At 59.1% G+C, this 16907-nt stretch carries 16 protein-coding genes and 1 pseudogene; 7 read left to right on the top strand and 10 right to left on the bottom strand.

Annotated features, from left to right (window positions below):
• Positions 1-24: 24 nt before the first annotated feature.
• Both fadD1 and fadD2 read right to left on the bottom strand, forming a co-directional pair.
• Complete coding sequence (fadD1, locus tag JTY93_RS19970) at positions 25-1716, bottom strand: long-chain fatty acid--CoA ligase (RefSeq protein ID WP_205479851.1); 1692 nt, start codon at positions 1714-1716, stop codon at positions 25-27.
• 384 nt (positions 1717-2100) lie between these two features.
• The gene (fadD2, locus tag JTY93_RS19975; protein WP_205479849.1) at positions 2101-3789 is read right to left on the bottom strand and encodes a long-chain-fatty-acid--CoA ligase; all 1689 of its coding nucleotides are present in this window, start codon (positions 3787-3789) and stop codon (positions 2101-2103) included.
• 210 nt (positions 3790-3999) lie between these two features.
• On the opposite strand from fadD2, the gene JTY93_RS19980 reads away from it, so the two are divergent.
• Together JTY93_RS19980 and JTY93_RS19985 are read left to right on the top strand one after the other, a co-directional pair.
• Entirely contained in the window at positions 4000-4944 is a 945-nt protein-coding gene (locus tag JTY93_RS19980) for an alpha/beta hydrolase (RefSeq protein ID WP_169998981.1), read from the top strand.
• 68 nt (positions 4945-5012) lie between these two features.
• Positions 5013-5483, top strand: a complete 471-nt coding sequence (locus JTY93_RS19985) for a MaoC family dehydratase (RefSeq protein WP_032862565.1) — start codon at positions 5013-5015, stop codon at positions 5481-5483.
• Positions 5484-5621: 138 nt separating this feature from the next.
• Here the strand turns inward: JTY93_RS19985 and JTY93_RS19990 are convergent, their stop codons facing one another.
• Both JTY93_RS19990 and JTY93_RS19995 read right to left on the bottom strand, forming a co-directional pair.
• Complete coding sequence (locus tag JTY93_RS19990) at positions 5622-6089, bottom strand: ferritin-like domain-containing protein (RefSeq protein ID WP_205479846.1); 468 nt, start codon at positions 6087-6089, stop codon at positions 5622-5624.
• Complete coding sequence (locus JTY93_RS19995) at positions 6082-6267, bottom strand: hypothetical protein (RefSeq protein WP_205479843.1); 186 nt, start codon at positions 6265-6267, stop codon at positions 6082-6084. The genes JTY93_RS19990 and JTY93_RS19995 overlap by 8 nt, the downstream gene beginning before the upstream one ends.
• 28 nt (positions 6268-6295) lie before the next feature.
• On the opposite strand from JTY93_RS19995, the gene JTY93_RS20000 reads away from it, so the two are divergent.
• From JTY93_RS20000 to JTY93_RS20010, 3 genes are all read left to right on the top strand, one after another.
• Positions 6296-6532, top strand: a complete 237-nt coding sequence (locus JTY93_RS20000) for a DUF3820 family protein (protein WP_205479841.1) — start codon at positions 6296-6298, stop codon at positions 6530-6532.
• Positions 6533-6544: 12 nt separating this feature from the next.
• Positions 6545-7717 (top strand): aminotransferase class V-fold PLP-dependent enzyme, encoded by a 1173-nt coding sequence (locus tag JTY93_RS20005; protein ID WP_205479838.1) that lies wholly within the window; start codon positions 6545-6547, stop codon positions 7715-7717.
• 289 nt (positions 7718-8006) lie between these two features.
• The gene (locus JTY93_RS20010; protein ID WP_092232475.1) at positions 8007-8969 is read left to right on the top strand and encodes an IS110 family transposase; all 963 of its coding nucleotides are present in this window, start codon (positions 8007-8009) and stop codon (positions 8967-8969) included.
• Positions 8970-9091: 122 nt separating this feature from the next.
• Here JTY93_RS20010 and JTY93_RS20015 read toward each other — a convergent pair whose 3' ends face one another.
• From JTY93_RS20015 to zwf, 3 genes are read right to left on the bottom strand one after another with little or no spacing between them, the layout of a single operon-like run.
• Positions 9092-9757 carry a bifunctional 4-hydroxy-2-oxoglutarate aldolase/2-dehydro-3-deoxy-phosphogluconate aldolase gene (locus JTY93_RS20015; RefSeq protein WP_205479151.1) on the bottom strand — a complete coding sequence of 222 codons (666 nt, stop codon included), beginning with the start codon at positions 9755-9757 and terminating at the stop codon, positions 9092-9094.
• Between the two features lie 17 nt (positions 9758-9774).
• Entirely contained in the window at positions 9775-10488 is a 714-nt protein-coding gene (pgl, locus tag JTY93_RS20020; RefSeq protein ID WP_205479149.1) for a 6-phosphogluconolactonase, read from the bottom strand.
• Positions 10475-11941, bottom strand: a complete 1467-nt coding sequence (zwf, locus tag JTY93_RS20025) for a glucose-6-phosphate dehydrogenase (RefSeq protein WP_205479137.1) — start codon at positions 11939-11941, stop codon at positions 10475-10477. Before zwf ends, pgl begins: the two co-directional genes overlap by 14 nt.
• Before the next feature lie 219 nt (positions 11942-12160).
• Here zwf and JTY93_RS20030 point away from each other — a divergent pair, with 219 nt between their 5' ends.
• Positions 12161-13021: a MurR/RpiR family transcriptional regulator gene (locus JTY93_RS20030; protein ID WP_169851198.1), complete on the top strand. Its 861-nt coding sequence runs from the start codon at positions 12161-12163 to the stop codon at positions 13019-13021.
• Between the two features lie 123 nt (positions 13022-13144).
• Here the strand turns inward: JTY93_RS20030 and JTY93_RS20035 are convergent, their stop codons facing one another.
• Positions 13145-13990, bottom strand: coding sequence for a D-hexose-6-phosphate mutarotase (locus tag JTY93_RS20035; protein WP_205479136.1), 846 nt, complete (start codon positions 13988-13990; stop codon positions 13145-13147).
• A 229-nt stretch (positions 13991-14219) separates the two neighbouring features.
• Positions 14220-15566 carry a carbohydrate porin gene (locus JTY93_RS20040; RefSeq protein WP_169998958.1) on the bottom strand — a complete coding sequence of 449 codons (1347 nt, stop codon included), beginning with the start codon at positions 15564-15566 and terminating at the stop codon, positions 14220-14222.
• An 81-nt stretch (positions 15567-15647) separates the two neighbouring features.
• Here JTY93_RS20040 and JTY93_RS29220 point away from each other — a divergent pair.
• Positions 15648-15737, top strand: a pseudogene (locus JTY93_RS29220) (outer membrane lipoprotein carrier protein LolA); the annotation flags it as partial.
• A gap of 8 nt (positions 15738-15745) precedes the next feature.
• Here the strand turns inward: JTY93_RS29220 and JTY93_RS20045 are convergent.
• Positions 15746-16906 carry an ABC transporter ATP-binding protein gene (locus JTY93_RS20045; RefSeq protein ID WP_205479134.1) on the bottom strand — a complete coding sequence of 387 codons (1161 nt, stop codon included), beginning with the start codon at positions 16904-16906 and terminating at the stop codon, positions 15746-15748.
• Position 16907: the final 1 nt, after the last annotated feature.

Raw genomic sequence — 16907 nt, forward strand, 5'->3', positions numbered from 1 at the left:
CCCCGCATTCGCGGGGCTTTTTGTTTACTTCTTCAGGCCCAGTTTCTTCAGCTCTTCATCACGCAATTCACGGCGCAGGATCTTGCCCACGTTGGTGGTCGGCAGCGCCTCGCGGAATTCAACAGCCTTCGGCACTTTGTAGCCGGTGACGTTGGCGCGCATATGCTCCATCACCTGCTCCTTGGTCAGCGTCGCGCCCGGCTTGACCACGATGAACAACTTGATGTGCTCGCCCGACTTCTCGTCCGGCACACCAATGGCCGCGCACTGCAGCACGCCAGGCAGGCTTGCCAGCACGTCTTCCAGTTCGTTGGGGTAGACGTTGAAACCGGAGACCAGAATCATGTCCTTCTTGCGATCAACGATACGCATGTAGCCATCTGGCTGGATGATCGCGATATCACCGGTCTTCAACCAGCCTTCGCTGTCGAGGACTTCGGCGGTGGCGTCCTCCCGCTGCCAGTAGCCTTTCATCACTTGCGGGCCCTTGACGCACAGTTCGCCGATTTCCCCCAGGGGCAACTCGACGCCCTCATCCGAGATGACTTTGCACAGGGTCGAAGGCACCGGAATGCCGATGGTGCCGATCTGGATATTCTGGATCGGGTTGACCGTGGCCACCGGGCTGGTTTCGGTCATGCCGTAACCTTCACAGATGCTGCAGCCGGTCACGGCTTTCCAACGCTCGGCCGCCGCCAGTTGCAGGGCCATACCGCCCGACAGGGTGACCTTGAGCGCCGAGAAGTCCAGCTTGCGAAAGCCTTCGTTGTTGCACAGCGCAACGAACAGGGTGTTCAGGCCGACAAAGCCGCTGAACTTCCACCTCGACAACTCCTTGACCATCGCCGGCAAGTCGCGCGGGTTGCTGATCAGGATGTTGTGGTTACCGATCAGCATCATCGCCATGCAATGAAAGGTGAAGGCATAGATATGGTAAAGCGGCAGAGGTGTGATCAGGATCTCGCAACCTTCATGGAGGTTGGAGCCCATCAGCGCCTTGCACTGCAGCATGTTGGCTACCAGGTTGCGATGGGTGAGCATCGCGCCCTTGGCTACGCCGGTGGTGCCGCCGGTGTATTGCAGCACGGCCACGTCTTCGCTGGCGGGACTGACTTCGTTGACCGGCTGGCCATGGCCCTTGGCCAGGACATCGTTGAACTTGATCGCCTGAGGCAAGTGATACGCCGGGACCATTTTTTTCACGTACTTGATGACACTGTTGATCAGCAGCCGCTTGAGCGGCGGCAACAGGTCAGCCACTTCGGTGACGATCACATGCTTGACGCCAGTCTTGGGTACGACTTTTTCCGCCAGGTGGGCCATGTTGGCCAGGCAGATAAGGGCTTTGGCCCCGGAGTCGTTGAACTGGTGTTCCATTTCCCGCGCGGTGTACAGCGGGTTGGTATTGACCACAATCAGGCCGGCACGGATGGCGCCGAACACGGCGACCGGGTATTGCAGGAGGTTGGGCAATTGCACGGCGATTCGATCACCGGGCTGCAAGTCGGTATGCTGTTGCAGGTACGCGGCAAAGGCACCGGACAGTTCGTACAACTCACCGTAGGTGATGGTCTTGCCCAGGTTGCTGAAAGCCGGTTTGTCGGCGAAGCGTTGGCAGGACTGTTTCAGTACCGCCTGAATATTTTGATACTCGTCTGGATTGATGTCTGCAGCAATCCCGGCGGGGTACTTATCCTTCCAAAAGTCTTCGATCATGGAAGCCCACTCCTCAGCGACGCGAATTCATTCACCGCATTTGATGCGATTATTATTTGTGTGTGTTTTTAGGTGATTCTGGCTGTTTCAAGCAGGCCGAGAGGTCACAAAGCGCGCCGAGAGTAGCAGCTTTGCAAAGGGCCGCCTAGAGCCAAAAGAGGGCCCTACGGTCATAAACATGACTCAAGAATATCCAGTAGTCATTTTTAGAGCAAAGATTCTATAACCCCTGAAACAGCTCTATTTTGCGGACTTACACCGTAAATGTAGGAGCTGGCTTGCCAGCGAAGAACTCAAGGCCGCCGCGGGGTAACAGTTGCCCCGCGTTACCGTTGACGATCTTCGCTGGCAAGCCAGCTCCTACACAAGCCTCCTAGATTGAGATCAGGCGATGTCGCGCAGCTCGCGCCGCAGGATCTTGCCTACCGGCGTCATCGGCAACGAGTCCCGCAACACAATGTGCTTGGGCACCTTGTAGCCGGTGAAGTTGGCCTTGCAGTAGGTCTTCAACTCTTCAAGGCTGACGCCCTGGGCCCGCGCCACCACGAACAACTTCACTGCCTCGCCGGTGCGCTCGTCGGGCACGCCGATCACCGCGCAGTTGGCGACGTTCGGGTGGGCCATCACCACGTCTTCGATCTCGTTGGGGTACACATTGAAGCCCGAGACAATAATCAGGTCCTTCTTGCGATCGACAATGCGCACAAAGCCATCCGGGTCGATCACCGCAATATCGCCCGTCTTGAGCCACCCCTCGGCATCCAGGGTCTCGGCGGTGGCCGCCGGTTGCTGCCAATAGCCCTTCATGACCTGCGGGCCCTTGATGCACAACTCGCCCCGCTCGCCCAGCGGCAACTCCACGCCGGCGTCATCGATGACTTTCATCGCCGTACCTGGCACTGGAATACCCACGGTGCCCAGGCGCGATTGATCTCCGTAGGGGTTGGTACTGGCCACCGGCGACGTCTCGGTCAGGCCATAGCCTTCGCCGATGGAACAACCAGTGATCTGCTTCCAGCGCTCGGCCGTGGCCTTGACCAGGGCAGTGCCGCCGGAGTTGGTGATCTTCAGGTGGGAGAAGTCCAGGGTCTTGAAGTCCGGGTGTTCCATCAGCGCGACAAACAGGGTGTTAAGCCCCAGCAGTCCGGTAAACCGCCACTTCTTCAATTCCTTGATAAAGCCGCCAATGTCCCGGGGATTGGTGATCAGCACGTTGTGGTTGCCGGTGACCATCATGCACATGCAGTTCGCGGTGAAGGCATAGATATGGTAGAGCGGCAACGGCGCGATCATCACCTCCTGCCCTTCCTTGACCAGCGGATGCCCGTCTTCGCGCACCTGTGACATGCACGCCCGCACCTGCTGCATGTTCGCCACCAGGTTGCCGTGGGTGAGCATCGCGCCCTTGGCCAGGCCGGTGGTGCCACCGGTGTATTGCAGCACCGCGATGTCATCGAGGGTCACCGGATGGCGGGTCACGGCCAAGCCTGCGCCCATGCCCAGGGCGCGTTTGAACGACACCGCCCGGGGCAGGCTGTAGGCCGGGACCATCTTCTTCACCTTGTCGACCACGGTGTTGATCAGCCAACCCTTGGCGGCGGGCATGAAGTCGCCCATTTTTGCTTCGATCAGGTATTCGATCTCAGTGTCGGCCGCCACTTCCTGGACCCTGGAGCCGAACAGGTTGAGGTAGACCAAGGCACGAATGCCTGCGTCCCTGAACTGATGACGCATTTCCCGCGGGGTGTACAGCGGGTTGGTGTTGACCACCACCAGCCCGGCGCGCAAGGCGCCGAAGACGGCAATCGGATAATGCAGGACGTTGGGCATCTGCACCGCAATACGGTCGCCCGGCTTCAAGTCTGTGTGGTGTTGCAGGTAGCCGGCGAACGCTGCGCTCTGACGCTCCAGATCGGCGTAGGTCAGGGTGATCCCCATGTTGCTGAATGCCGGACGGTCGGCAAAGGCCTTGCAGGAACGCTCGAAGACTTCGATTACTGACTTGTACGCCGACAGGTCAAGCTCGTTGGGCACACCGGCCGCGCGTTTGTCATTCCAGAAATCAGGTTGCATTATTCTTGTCCTCTTACCCGAGTGTGCCCGACCGCTTCCGGCTGTTTATGGGAAGCGGAGCTTCGGGGACGTTAGCAGTTATGGCTAAACAGGCAAATACACAAAAACGTGTCATTGATTGTATGAATCTTGCCCCTGAGGCCAAGGGTGATCAGACGCCCGCCCACGGATGAGCTATACACTGCAACGACCCTGAGCAAAGGAAGCGCCATGAACCACACCACTTTCTGGCTGACCGCGAATGACCGCAGCCGCCTGCACGTCAACCAGTGGCTACCGGACGAACCGCCCACGGCGCTGGTGATGCTGGCCCATGGCATGGCTGAGCACAGCGGCCGTTATGCGCGCCTGGCCCAGGCCCTGTGTGACGCCGGCTACGGTGTGTATGCCCCAGACCTGCGCGGCCACGGCCGCACCGCCGACGAAGGCACCCTGGGCCTGTACGCCGAACGCGATGGCTGGAACAAGGTGGTGGGTGACCTGGCTGCCCTTAACCAACACATCGGCCAGCAGGCCCCCGGCGTGCCGATTATCCTGCTGGGCCACAGCATGGGCAGCTACATCGCCCAGGCCTATCTGCTGCATCACAGCGCCAGCCTGCACGGGGCGATTCTCAGTGGCTCGAATTTCCAGCCGGTGGCCCTGTACCGCGCCGCGCGCCTTATCGCCCGGGCCGAACGCCTGCGCCAGGGCCTGCGGGGGCGCAGCGCACTGATCGAGTTCCTGTCGTTTGGCTCGTTCAACAAGGCCTTCAAACCCAACCGCACGGCATTCGACTGGTTGAGCCGCGATCCGGACGAAGTGGACAAGTACATCAACGACCCTCTGTGCGGCTTTCGCTGCACCAACCAGCTGTGGATCGACTTGCTCGGTGGCTTGCAGCAAATCAGCAAAGCGTCCAATCTCAAACAGATTGATCCGGGCCTGCCGATCCTGGTGATGGGCGGCGAATGTGATCCGGTCAGTGAAGGCAAGCGTCTCACCAGCCTGGCCAACGCACTGCGCGATGCCGGCTGCCAGAACCTGCAATTGAATATTTACCCGCAGGCACGGCACGAACTCTTCAATGAAACCAACCGCGATGCGGTCACCGCCGATGTGTTGGCGTGGATGGCCCAGGCCGTGAACCATCGCCGGCCGGCACGCTGCGAATGAACAGAAAAATATTTTCGTTTAAAATCAACGAATTAAGACTATCGATTAGCCACAGGATGCACGATTAGATGACCCAGGTTACCAACACGCCTTACGAAGCCCTCGAAGTCGGCCAGAAAGCCACCTACAGCAAAACCGTGGAAGAGCGCGACATCCAGCTGTTCGCGGCGATGTCCGGCGACCATAACCCGGTGCACCTGGATGCAGAGTTTGCCAAGGCGACCATGTTCAAGGAGCGTATCGCCCACGGCATGTTCAGCGGCGCATTGATCAGCGCGGCAGTCGCCTGTGAGTTGCCTGGGCCGGGCACCATCTATATCGGCCAGCAGATGAGCTTCCAGAAACCGGTGAAAATCGGCGACACCCTGACCGTACGTCTGGAAATTCTCGAGAAGCTGCCCAAGTTCCGCGTGCGGATTGCCACCCAGGTGTTCAACCAGCGTGATGAGTTGGTGGTGGATGGCGAGGCGGAGATCCTCGCGCCACGCAAGCAACAGGTTGTGACCTTGACCGAGTTGCCGGCGATCAGCATCGGCTGAAAATCACTGGTCATGTGACAGCAAAAAAAATGTGGGAGCGGGCTTGCCCGCGATGGCGGTGGATCAGTCAATTAGGTGTCGACTGACACACCGCCATCGCAGGCAAGCCAGCTCCCACAGTTGTTACTGCGAGGCGACTCAGGACTGGGCGCGTGCCTGGTTACGCAGGGCTTTCACTTGGTCGTGATTGCGCTGTGCGCCGTGGTACTGACGCTCGACCAGATCACGAATACCCACCAGGTTGTGCTTGTTGATTTTATCGATGGCCTCTTTGTAAGCCTTCAACGCATGGTCTTCACCGCGCTCGGCTTCGTTGAGGACGGCTTCTTCGTCCTTGCCTGTCACCAGCGACTTCACGTCTACCCAGCCACGATGCAGGGCGCCGGCAACGCTGCCGGAATCTTCCGGGTCACCACCCAAGGCGCGCACGGCTGTCTGCAGTTCGGTAGCCGCCGAGGCGCAGTCAGCTGAACGTTTGGTGAACAGCGCCTTGAGTTCTGGGTGCTTGATGTCTTCTGCGCAGGTCTTGAAGCCTTCCTGGCCGTCTTTGCTGGTTTCGATCAGGTCGTTGAGTACGGAGATCGATTCTTTGTTGATGTCAGTCATTTTTCAATTCCTTCACAGGTTTAGAAACGTACTGAGGTAGTTGCAGCGCTCGTGCCAGGTCTTGAATTAAGAAATAAACCTTAGTTTTCAACAAGTTATAAATACGCGATAAATCTGTATCCGCTTTATTTGCATGATCTGTCATTTGGCCTTCATGCAGAATGCCTGTATTTTCCAAGGCATCCTCCTGATTGCCTGAAGCACCTATGAACCCCGAAAAACTCGAACTGCTGATCACCAGCCAAATGCCGTTCGGCAAGTACAAGGGCCGGATCATTGCCGACCTGCCCGGTCCTTACCTGAACTGGTTTGCCCGCGAAGGTTTCCCCCACGGCGAGTTAGGCGGCCTGCTGGCGTTGATGCAGGAAATCGATCACAACGGCCTGTCCGAACTGCTCGAACCGCTGCGCGCCAAACACGGCAAACCTGCCCCTCGCCACTAATCGAGCCTGACCATGCCCCACACCCGCGACGAAGCCTACTGGCAGGCCATTGCCCAGCGCTATGAGCTGGAACCCGGCCCCATCAACCTGGAAAACGGCTACTTCGGCCGTATGAGCCGGGCGGTGCTGGCGCAGTATCAGGAGCATGTGGCCTTTATCAATCGCAGCAACTCGGTGCACGTGCGCCAGCGCTTCGAGCAAGGAGAGAATGCCGAGATCCGCCGGCAACTGGCCGAATTGGTCAATGTCGATCCAGAAGCCATTGCCTTCACCCGCAATGCCACCGAAGCCCTGCAATCGCTGATCCGCAACTACAACCGCCTGCAACCGGGCGACCAGGTGCTGATCAGCGACCTGGAATACGACACGGTCAAGGGCGCCATGCGCTGGCTCGCCGGCTACCGGGGTGTAGAGGTGATCGAAGTGTCCCACGCCCACCCGGCCAGTTTCGACAGCCTGGTGCAGACCTATCGCGATACCTTCAGCCGCCACCCGCGCCTGAAGCTGATGGCGCTGACCTATGTCACCCACCGTACCGGCCTGGTCATGCCGGTGGAGGCCATCGCCCTGGCGGCAAGGGAATATGGCGTCGAAATCATCCTCGATGGCGCCCATGCGCTGGGCCAGATCGACTTCGACCTAGGGCAACTGGGCATCTCGTTCGCCGGTTTCAACCTGCACAAGTGGATCGGTGCGCCGCTGACCCTGGGCTTTTTGTACATAGCCCCAGAGCGCCTGGCACAGATTGATCCGGACATGGGCGAGTTCCATTACCCGATCACCGACGTGCGTGCTCGTACGCCTTACAGCACAGCGAATTTTCCGGCGCTGATGACCTTACCGCTGGTGCTTGAAGAACATCGGGCCTTGGGCGGCGCGCAGGCCAAGGGCGCGCGGGTGAAATACCTGCGTGACCTGTGGGTGAGCCAGGTGCGGCCATTACCGGGGATCGAGGTGCTGACCGCGGACGATCCACGGTTGTATTGCGCGATTACCGCGTTCAAGTTCAGCGGGCGCGATCAGCAGGTAATGGCGGATCGATTGCTCGATGAGTACAACCTGTTTACCACCCTGCGCAGTGGGGCTGCATTTGGTACCTGCATACGGGTGACGCCGGGGTTGGTGACTTCGGCGGCAGACATCGGCGTGCTGGTCAACGCGATTACCAAGCTGAATGCCGATTAAAACTGTGGGAGCGGGCTTGCTCGCGAATGCGGTGTGTCATTCAACACATTCAGTGACTGTTACCGCGCATTCGCGAGCAAGCCCGCTTGTATGTTTAGACTTGAAGGGGTGGGCGGCGACTAAAAGCCCGATTCCGACTCTAGCCAGTACGGACCGTGGGAGACTTCTCGTCCCGCCCTTTCTACCCTAAGCGCCGATAAGGAATTCATCGGGAAAACCGACAATAGAGGCAAGCCAGCGCTGGGATAGACCCCGACAAGCCCTTAAACCCTAGCTCCGAGGATTAGTTATGACAATCCTTACTTCACCAACGGTTGTGGGTATCGATGTGGCCAAGGCCGAAATCGTTGCCTACCGCGAAGACCTCAACGCCACTCAAGCCATTGCCAACGACCGCGATGCTCTTGGTCGCTGGCTCAACACATTACCTGCCAACAGCTCAATTGCCCTGGAAGCCACCAGCACTTACCACTTGGACACAGCTGAACTCGCCCATGAAATAGGACATCGGGTTTACGTTGTAGACGCTTATCGGTTGAGCCATTACCGCGAAAGCATTGGCCAGCGGGCGAAAACCGACCCTTGTGATGCACGTTTATTAGCGCGCTACCTGAGCAGCGAGCAGAAACGGCTACGGCTCTGGAGTCCACCTCCGCAGGCTTACAAGTTATTGAAAAGCTTGCTGCACCGACGTGCAGAGCTTATCAACTTGCGTGTAAGCCTTACACTGAGCTGGTCAGGCGAACCGCTTTTGAAAGACGAGTTGGCCCAGCAGTTAAAGTCCTTCAAACAAGCTGAGCAGGTCATTCAGAAGTTGCTGCACAAGGTCAGTAAAGAGGCGGGCATCACCGAAAATATCAAGCGCTGCAAAGCCATTGAGGGAGTGGGTGATCTTACGGCTACTGGTCTAGCGACAGCCTTCATGCGCGGTCAGTTCGCCAATGGCGATGCATTCATCGCTTTCTTGGGGATGGATCTGAGACCAAAAGATTCCGGAAAAAAGGCCGGCCCTCGGCACTTGAGTAAAAAGGGCGATTCAGAGTTGCGGCGCCTTGCTCACAACGCAGCGATGGCCGCTAGCCGATCTGCGACCTGGAAACCGTACTACGAGTCCTACCTAGCCCGGGGACTGGCAAAGACCCAAGCCCTGGTGATCCTCGCCCGCAAGCTCTGCCGAGTGGCATTCGCGCTGATGAAAAACCAGAGCGAATACCAGCCGAACTTAAGGTTGCAGGGTTTACCTGCAACATAGAATCTCCCACAGTTGGACTGCAGTGATTTCAAGGTTTTCTGTAGGCAAAAAAAAGCGGCGCACCGACCAAGTGCACCGCAAACATGCCGTGAAGCACAGCAACAACGATTCGGTAAATCAGATCAATCCAGCAGCGCCAGCGCCTCGGCGGTGACTTCCTGGATGCGTGCCCAGTCGCCGTTCTTGATCCACTGCGGATCAAGCATCCAGCTACCGCCCACGCACATCACGTTTTGCAACGCCATGTAGTTTTTGATGTTGGCCGGGCCAACGCCGCCAGTCGGGCAGAATTTCACTTCGCCAAACGGGCCACCCAAGGCCTTGATTGCCGCCACGCCGCCGCTGACTTCCGCCGGGAACAGCTTGAAGCGGCGATAACCCAGGCCATAGCCTTCCATGATGCCGGAGGCATTGCTGATGCCAGGCAACAATGGGATCGGACTGTCGACACTGGCTTCGAGCAGGTCGCGGGTAATGCCAGGGGTGACGATGAACTGCGAGCCCGCCGCCTCGGCTGCTGCCAGCATGCTGCGATCGAGCACCGTGCCCGCACCGGTGACCAGTTCCGGACGCTGCTCACGCAGGACCTGAATGGCCTTGAGGCCGAACTGCGAACGCAGGGTCACTTCCAGGGCGGTCAAGCCACCCGCCGCCAGGGCATCGGCCAGGGGCAGAATGTCCTGTTCGCGGGCAATGGTGATTACCGGCAGGATCCGCGCCTTGGCGCAGAGGCTGTCGATCAGGGCAACTTTATCCGCCATGGACACGGTCGGGTGGGGGCTTTTCATAGCGGCTGATCCTTGGCTCATGGGCACCAGTAAATCTCTAGAGTAGGTTGCAAAAACGCGCGAATCGGCATGCTGGCAACATCATCGCCAGCCAGCGCTACGCTCAGGGTTTCGAGTTTCGAATCGCCGGCAATCGACAACACGGTGTAACTGGCGGTGGCCAGCAGGGCACGACTCATGGTCAGGCGCTGATGGGGCACGCTCGGCGCCAGCATCGGCCAGCAACGGCGTGTGCCCTCGGGCTGCAGCGCTTGGGCCAGGTTCGGGCTGTTGGGGAACAACGATGCGGTGTGCCCGTCATCGCCCATGCCCAGCACCAGCACATCGATTGCCGGCAATTCGGCCAGCAGGCGATCGGCCTGTTCGGCAGCGCCGTCCAGGTTCGCCGCGGCACTGTAGAGGCTCAAGAATCTGGCCTTGGCCGCCGGGCCTTGCAGCAGATATTTCTTCAGCAGGCCGGCGTTGCTGTCGGCATGTTCCACCGGTACCCAGCGCTCGTCGGCCAGGGTGATCGTCACCTTGGACCAGTCCAGGCCCTGCTTGGCCAGGTTCTGGAAAAACGCCACCGGGCTGCGGCCACCGGACACCACCAGGGTCGCGGCGCCACGGGCACTGATGGCCGCGCGCAGTTGTTCAGCCACATCATTGGCCAAGCCTTCGGCCAGCAGTACCGGCGTGCGGTACTCGTGGGGTGTTACGCCCTGGGGCAGTTTCAAATCAGATATCGCCATACCACGACCTCCCATCCCGCGTGATCAGTGCAATGGAGCTCATCGGCCCCCAGGAACCCGCCGCGTACGGCTTGGGTGCATCACCGGACTTTTTCCACCCGGCGATCAACTGGTCACACCACTTCCACGCGGCTTCGATTTCATCTTTACGGACAAACAGGTTCTGATTGCCGCGCATCACTTCCAATAGCAACCGCTCGTAGGCATCGGGAATCCGCGCGCTACGGTAGGTGTCGGAAAAGTTCAGTTGCAGTGGCCCGCTGCGCAGTTGCATGCCCTTGTCCAGGCCCTGCTCCTTGGTCATCACACGCAAGGAAATACCTTCGTCCGGTTGCAGGCGGATGATCAGCTTGTTGCTGATCTGCAGGCGCTGCTCGGGGGCGAAGATATAGTGGGACGGTTCCTTGAAGTGGATGACGATCTGCGACAACTTTTGCGGCATGCGCTTGCCGGTGCGCAGGTAGAACGGCACCCCGGCCCAACGCCAGTTGCGGATATCTGCACGCAGGGCGACGAAGGTTTCGGTGTCGCTCTGGGTGTTGGAGTTCTCTTCTTCGAGGTAGCCCGGCACCGGTTTTCCGGCGCTGTAGCCAGCAATGTACTGGCCGCGCACGACCTGGGTGGTCAGGCCTTCCGGGCTGATCGGCGCCAGGGCCCTGAGCACCTTGACCTTCTCATCGCGGATGCTGTCGGCAGACAGGTCGGCCGGCGGGTCCATGGCGATCAGGCAGAGCAATTGCAGCAGGTGGTTCTGGATCATGTCCCGCAGTTGCCCGGCCTTGTCGAAGTAACCCCAGCGGCCTTCGATACCCACCTGCTCGGCCACGGTGATTTCCACGTGGGAGATGTAGTGCTGGTTCCACTGGGTTTCAAACAGGCTATTGGCAAAACGCAGGGCGATCAGGTTCTGGACCGTCTCTTTACCCAGGTAATGGTCGATGCGGTAGGTACGGTTTTCCGGGAAAAACTGCGCCACGGCGTCGTTGACCTTGCGCGAGGATTCCAGGTCCGAACCGATGGGTTTTTCCAGGACGACGCGGGTATTTTCCGCCAGGCCAACCTTGGACAGGTTCTCGCAAATCGCGCCATACACCGCGGCCGGGGTGGCGAAGTAGGCGATCAGGCGTTGTTCGGTGCCGGCCTTGGCGGCCAGGGCCACGTAGTCATCGGCGTTCATGAAGTCGACGTGCACATAGTCCAGACGCGCGAGGAAGCGCGCGGCCACCGCTTCATCCAGCTCTTGGCCGACGTATTTGCGCAGTTCGTGCTCGATGTGGTCCAGGTGCTGCTGCTCGGAACCGGCTTCGCGGGCCAGGGCCAGGATGCGGGTGTCGGCGTGCAAGAGCCCGGCGCCATCGAGTTGATAGAGGGCAGGAAATAACTTGCGCAGCGCCAGATCACCCAAGGCGCCAAACAGGGCAAAGGTGCAGGGTTCCACGGTTATCGAAGGCATGATGTTTGTTCTTTTATCAAGTTAAGCTACAAATACCTTTTTTCAAGGCATCACTCAAGGAAAAATGTAGTAATAACCACAACATTTTCCCAAAATACGCATTGCGAGTGGTGGTGTTCAACTACCCTCAGTAGGATAGGCCACCGCCAAGGGCCGCTCGTCGACCTATTACTGGCCCTTACTTGCATCGTCGCCCGAAGGAAAGACTGAATGGACCGCGTGCGAAATCTTCTGGAACAGATCCGGAACCGCCTCGAAGAATTGAACAAGGCCGAGAAAAAAGTCGCCGAGGTCATCCTGCTCAACCCACAGCAGGCGACCCGCTTCTCTATCGCTGCCCTCGCCCAAGCCGCCTCGGTCAGTGAACCGACGGTCAACCGTTTCTGCCGTTCGTTCGGCGTCAGCGGTTACCCTGAACTGAAATTGCAACTGGCGCAAAGCCTGGCCAGTGGCGCCGCCTATGTCAGCCGCGCGGTGGAGGCCGATGATAACCCCGAGGCCTACACACAGAAGATTTTTGGCAGCGCCATTGCCTCGCTGGACAGCGCCTGCCAGGCCCTGGACCCCAACCTGATCAGCAAGGCCGTGGACCTGCTGATCCAGGCGCGGCAGATCCACTTCTTCGGCCTCGGCGCCTCGGCACCGGTGGCCATGGATGCCCTGCACAAGTTCTTTCGTTTCAACCTGTCGGTGACGGCCCATGCGGACGTGCTGATGCAACGGATGATTGCCTCGGTGGCGCATACCGGCGAGCTGTTTGTGATCATTTCCTACACCGGCCGTACCCGCGAGTTGGTGGAAGTGGCGCGCATTGCTCGGGAGAACGGCGCCTCGGTACTGGGCGTGACGGCCGAGAATTCACCACTGGCCAAGGCCAGTACGGTCAGCCTGAATATTCCGCTGCCGGAAGACACCGACATCTATATGCCAATGACCTCGCGGATCATTCAATTAACCGTGTTGGATGTACTGGCGACGGGCATGACCTTGCGTCGCGGGGTGGATTTTCAGCCGCATTTGCGCAAGATCAAAGAGAGTTTGAACGACAGCCGGTATCCGGTTGGCGATGAGTTCAACTAAAGCTGGAACCTCCTCAATCAGGGCCGGCCCTATCGCGGGCAAGCCCGCTCCCACATTTTTGATTTGTGAACACATTCGAATGTGGGAGCGGGATTGCCCGCAAAGACGCCGTCAGCAACACCGCTAAACCCCAGCCCGGGCCTGCAAACTCAAATGCGCCCGCTCCCCCGGCGCCAGACACGCCCCGGCCATGGCCGACTCGACACACACAAAGCCCGACGCCTCGTTAAAGCTCACCCCCAGCAACGGCCGGCTGCCCGGATGCCAAACCACCGTGTCTGCACTGTCACCCGTATCAATGCGCAACTCGCGGTGCCAAGCGTGGTCCTTGAGCTGCAATTCGCCTTCATGCTGGAACACTCGCTGGCAGCCGCCATCGACCCGCAGCTCACCTTCCTGCTGGCAGGCCTGGCGGCTCAACTGGTCGTAACCTTGCGCCCCCTCTAGCCCAGACAGCGCTATCTCACCAACGTGACCAATACGCCAATAAGCGTGCAAAGCGTGGCTCAATTGGCACGGCAGTTCGTCCTGGTGCTCGGTGCTCAGACGCAGATCCAGGCTTTCCCCCAGGTGCGCATGCAAGTCCACCTGCCAATCGCACAGCTGCAATTGCCAGTGCAAGCGCACGCCGTCGTCGCCGGTGCTGCTGTCCAGCAGTTTCCAGTCGATCAAGCGCGCCCAGCCATGGGATGGCCAGGCGTTTTCGCTAGGATGACGGCCATACCACGGCCAGCACACCGGCACGCCGCCACGAATCGCCCCGACTTGCGGCCACTTTGCCGCGCACCATAGCCATGGCTTCTGGCCCGTAGGCTGGAAGTGCAGCAACTGCGCGCCCTGGCGGCTGAACACCGCCTGGCAGAGCGGGTGATTGATCACCAGCACGTCGCGCATCTGGAAGCGCTCCCAGGCAAACACCGGTTGCTCGCGCAGGGATTTGAAAAAGCGTTGCAGCGGTTGCTCATGCATGTGCCACGGTCCTGATAATCATGTCGCGCAAATGTGTACATACCTGTAGGAGCGAGCTTGCTCGCGAAGATCGTTAACGCTGACGCGGGCATCTTGGATGAACGCGGCGCTCTCAATTTTTTCGCGAGCAAGCTCGCTCCTACAGGGCTGTTCGCCCTTCGCAAAAAAAAGCGGATAGCCATGGCTACCCGCAAACGCGCACAGAGAGAAGGAGCTTATCGCAAGCGCGTTAGAACACCGACTGAATTTTCAGACCGGCCACCAGCGCGTTGTCGACTTTATCCACGCCACCTGGGTGGGTGACGTATTGCAGGTTGGGACGTACGGTCAGCCAGTTGGTGACGTGGAAGCCGTAGTTGATTTCGTAGTTGTACTCGGTGCTGCGCAGTGGCGCATAACCTACCTGGCTGTAATCGGTGAACCCGCCAGCTTCGTTCAGCAACTGGGCGTTCTTGCGCACGTCATCGTTGACGTGCAGACGAGCGGCGCCAATGCCGACGTCATCTTTTGGACGGGCGTCGAAAGGTCCCTTGTACACCAGCATGATCGACTGATAGTTGTCGACCGTGTTGGTTTCCTTGTCGTGGAACGTAGCGTTGGCCGCGATGTTCAGACCACGGGAAGCGTCGCCGTTATGAGTGGTGAGTTGCTGCTGGGCAACGAACCAGTAGCCTTTTTTGCTGCTGCGGGTACGGTAGTCCTCGCCAGTGGAAGCCGCATTGTTGCCGTTGACGTCTTCACGCACATCGGGAGCATCGGCAGCGCTTTTGTAGTAACCCACGCGGTATTCGCCCGGCAGGTTATTAACCTTCGGCGACCAGACCAACTCCACCGGGATCACAGTGCCCTTGGTGCCACTGCCGCTGAGTTTGAAGCCGTTGCCGTGCTCCAGCTGCGATGGGTTCTGGTTGTACGCACCGATCTGCGCATACAACTCAGGCGTGATGTGGTACTTCACGCGGATCGCGGCCTGGCTGACCGGCCAGTTGTACCAGGTGTTGACGTAGTTACCCACTTGGGAACCACAGAACGACAGGTTCTGGAAGTCGCACGGGAAGGTGTTGAAGTCTTCGCCTTCACCGAAGTAACCGAGTTTCACGTCCAGCTTGTTGTCGAACATCTGGTGCTGAATCCAGAACTGGGTCAGGCGCACCATATGGCCACGGCCGTACACTTCTTGAGATGAACTCAAGGTGCCTGCACGCGGGTCGCCAATGCGGTCATTGGAGATGTTGCGACCATTACGGCTGGTCATCTGGATCTTGGCCTGGGTGTTGTCCCAGCCCCACAGCTTTTGCAGGTCCAGCGCGACGCCGAGGCCGAACTGGTCAGCGTAACGACCAGTCTTGTCATTGTTGTAACCGCCGTGAGCGTTGTAGCCGGCCTCACCAACGTAGTCAGCCTTGATATCGATACCCTGCTCGATCAGCTTGGTCCGCTCGCCACCCCAATCCCCGGTCATCCACTTGGAGTCTGCACTGAACGCTTCGTCAGCCATCGCATTGGCGGACAAAACCAGCGCTGCCACGGCTGACAGCTGGCAGATCAAGCGCGTGTTGTTGTGTTGCTTTTTCATCCCTACATCCTCGTCTTTATTGTTATTAACTGTTTTTATCTAACGCGGTTTACAGCTTCTTTATCTGAAGTAGGAGCGAGCTTGCTCGCGAAGCTCGTTAACGCTGACGCGGGCATCTTGGATAAACGCGGCGCTCTCAAGTTTTTCGCGAGCAAGCTCGCTCCTACAGTTATTGATCTTTAGCGGCCCTTGAATTGGGTGACATTGTCGGCATGCGCCTGTGCCGGCTGCGCAGCAGCGGTGCCCAGGCGTTCACCGGTCTTGGCGTCGAACAACAGCACCTTGGACGGATCGAACTGCAAGGTCAGGCTCTCGCCCACTTGCGGCGCTACGTCCGGCGCCAGGCGGCAGCAGACCTTGGTGTCATTGAGCTGGACAAACACCAGGGTGTCCGGGCCGGTGGGCTCGGTCACCTGGACTTCAGCGCGAATGCTCGGCAAACCATTGCCCTCGCCGCTGGCCAGCACAATTTGCTCCGGGCGCAGACCGAGGATCACGTCGCGGTCTTCAAGACCCGCGTCATTCATGCCCAATGGCAATTCGCAACGCGCCTGGCCGCTGTCGAGCAGGGCCTGCAGGCGGCCCTCCTTGCGTTGCAGGCGCAGGGGGATGAAGTTCATCGGCGGCGAACCGATAAAGCTCGCCACGAACAGGTTGGCCGGATCGTTGTAGATCTCTTTGGGCGTGCCGAACTGCTGGATGATGCCGTCCTTCATCACCGCCACTTTGTCGCCCAGGGTCATGGCTTCGATCTGGTCGTGGGTCACATAGACCGTGGTGGTTTTCAGGCGCTGGTGCATCAGTTTCATTTCGGTGCGCATCTCGACCCGCAGCTTGGCGTCGAGGTTGGACAGCGGTTCGTCGAACAGGTAGATCTTCGGCCGCCGCGCCAGCGCCCGGCCCATGGCCACGCGCTGTTGCTGACCACCGGAGAGCTGGCCCGGCTTGCGATTGAGCAAGTGTTCGATCTGCAGCAACTTGGCCACCCGCGCCACTTCCTCATCGATGGCCGCCTGGCTCATCTTGCGGATTTTCAGGCCGAACTCGATGTTCTCGCGCACGCTCATGGTCGGGTACAGCGCGTAGGACTGGAACACCATGGCGATATCCCGGTCCTTGGGGCTCATGCCGCTGACGTCCTGGTCACCGATCATGATCGCGCCGCCGCTGATGTTTTCCAGGCCGGCGATGCAGTTCATCAAGGTGGACTTGCCGCAACCCGAAGGCCCGACGAGGATCAGGAACTCACCGTCCTTGATCGACAGCTCGATGTTTTTCAGGGTGTCCGGCAGGCCGGCACCATAGGTCTTGTTTACATTGCGAAGTTCGAGCGTAGCCATG

It is taken from the genome of Pseudomonas hygromyciniae (assembly GCF_016925675.1).
Classification (GTDB): domain Bacteria; phylum Pseudomonadota; class Gammaproteobacteria; order Pseudomonadales; family Pseudomonadaceae; genus Aquipseudomonas; species Aquipseudomonas hygromyciniae.

Coding starts and splice junctions, on each gene's coding strand:
- fadD1 (WP_205479851.1), bottom strand. CDS start 1,716: ATGATCGAAGACTTTTGGAAGGATAAGTACCCCGCCGGGATTGCTGCA.
- fadD2 (WP_205479849.1), bottom strand. CDS start 3,789: ATGCAACCTGATTTCTGGAATGACAAACGCGCGGCCGGTGTGCCCAAC.
- JTY93_RS19980 (WP_169998981.1), top strand. CDS start 4,000: ATGAACCACACCACTTTCTGGCTGACCGCGAATGACCGCAGCCGCCTG.
- JTY93_RS19985 (WP_032862565.1), top strand. CDS start 5,013: ATGACCCAGGTTACCAACACGCCTTACGAAGCCCTCGAAGTCGGCCAG.
- JTY93_RS19990 (WP_205479846.1), bottom strand. CDS start 6,089: ATGACTGACATCAACAAAGAATCGATCTCCGTACTCAACGACCTGATC.
- JTY93_RS20000 (WP_205479841.1), top strand. CDS start 6,296: ATGAACCCCGAAAAACTCGAACTGCTGATCACCAGCCAAATGCCGTTC.
- JTY93_RS20005 (WP_205479838.1), top strand. CDS start 6,545: ATGCCCCACACCCGCGACGAAGCCTACTGGCAGGCCATTGCCCAGCGC.
- JTY93_RS20010 (WP_092232475.1), top strand. CDS start 8,007: ATGACAATCCTTACTTCACCAACGGTTGTGGGTATCGATGTGGCCAAG.
- JTY93_RS20015 (WP_205479151.1), bottom strand. CDS start 9,757: ATGAAAAGCCCCCACCCGACCGTGTCCATGGCGGATAAAGTTGCCCTG.
- pgl (WP_205479149.1), bottom strand. CDS start 10,488: ATGGCGATATCTGATTTGAAACTGCCCCAGGGCGTAACACCCCACGAG.
- zwf (WP_205479137.1), bottom strand. CDS start 11,941: ATGCCTTCGATAACCGTGGAACCCTGCACCTTTGCCCTGTTTGGCGCC.
- JTY93_RS20035 (WP_205479136.1), bottom strand. CDS start 13,990: ATGCATGAGCAACCGCTGCAACGCTTTTTCAAATCCCTGCGCGAGCAA.
- JTY93_RS20040 (WP_169998958.1), bottom strand. CDS start 15,566: ATGAAAAAGCAACACAACAACACGCGCTTGATCTGCCAGCTGTCAGCC.
- JTY93_RS20045 (WP_205479134.1), bottom strand. CDS start 16,906: ATGGCTACGCTCGAACTTCGCAATGTAAACAAGACCTATGGTGCCGGC.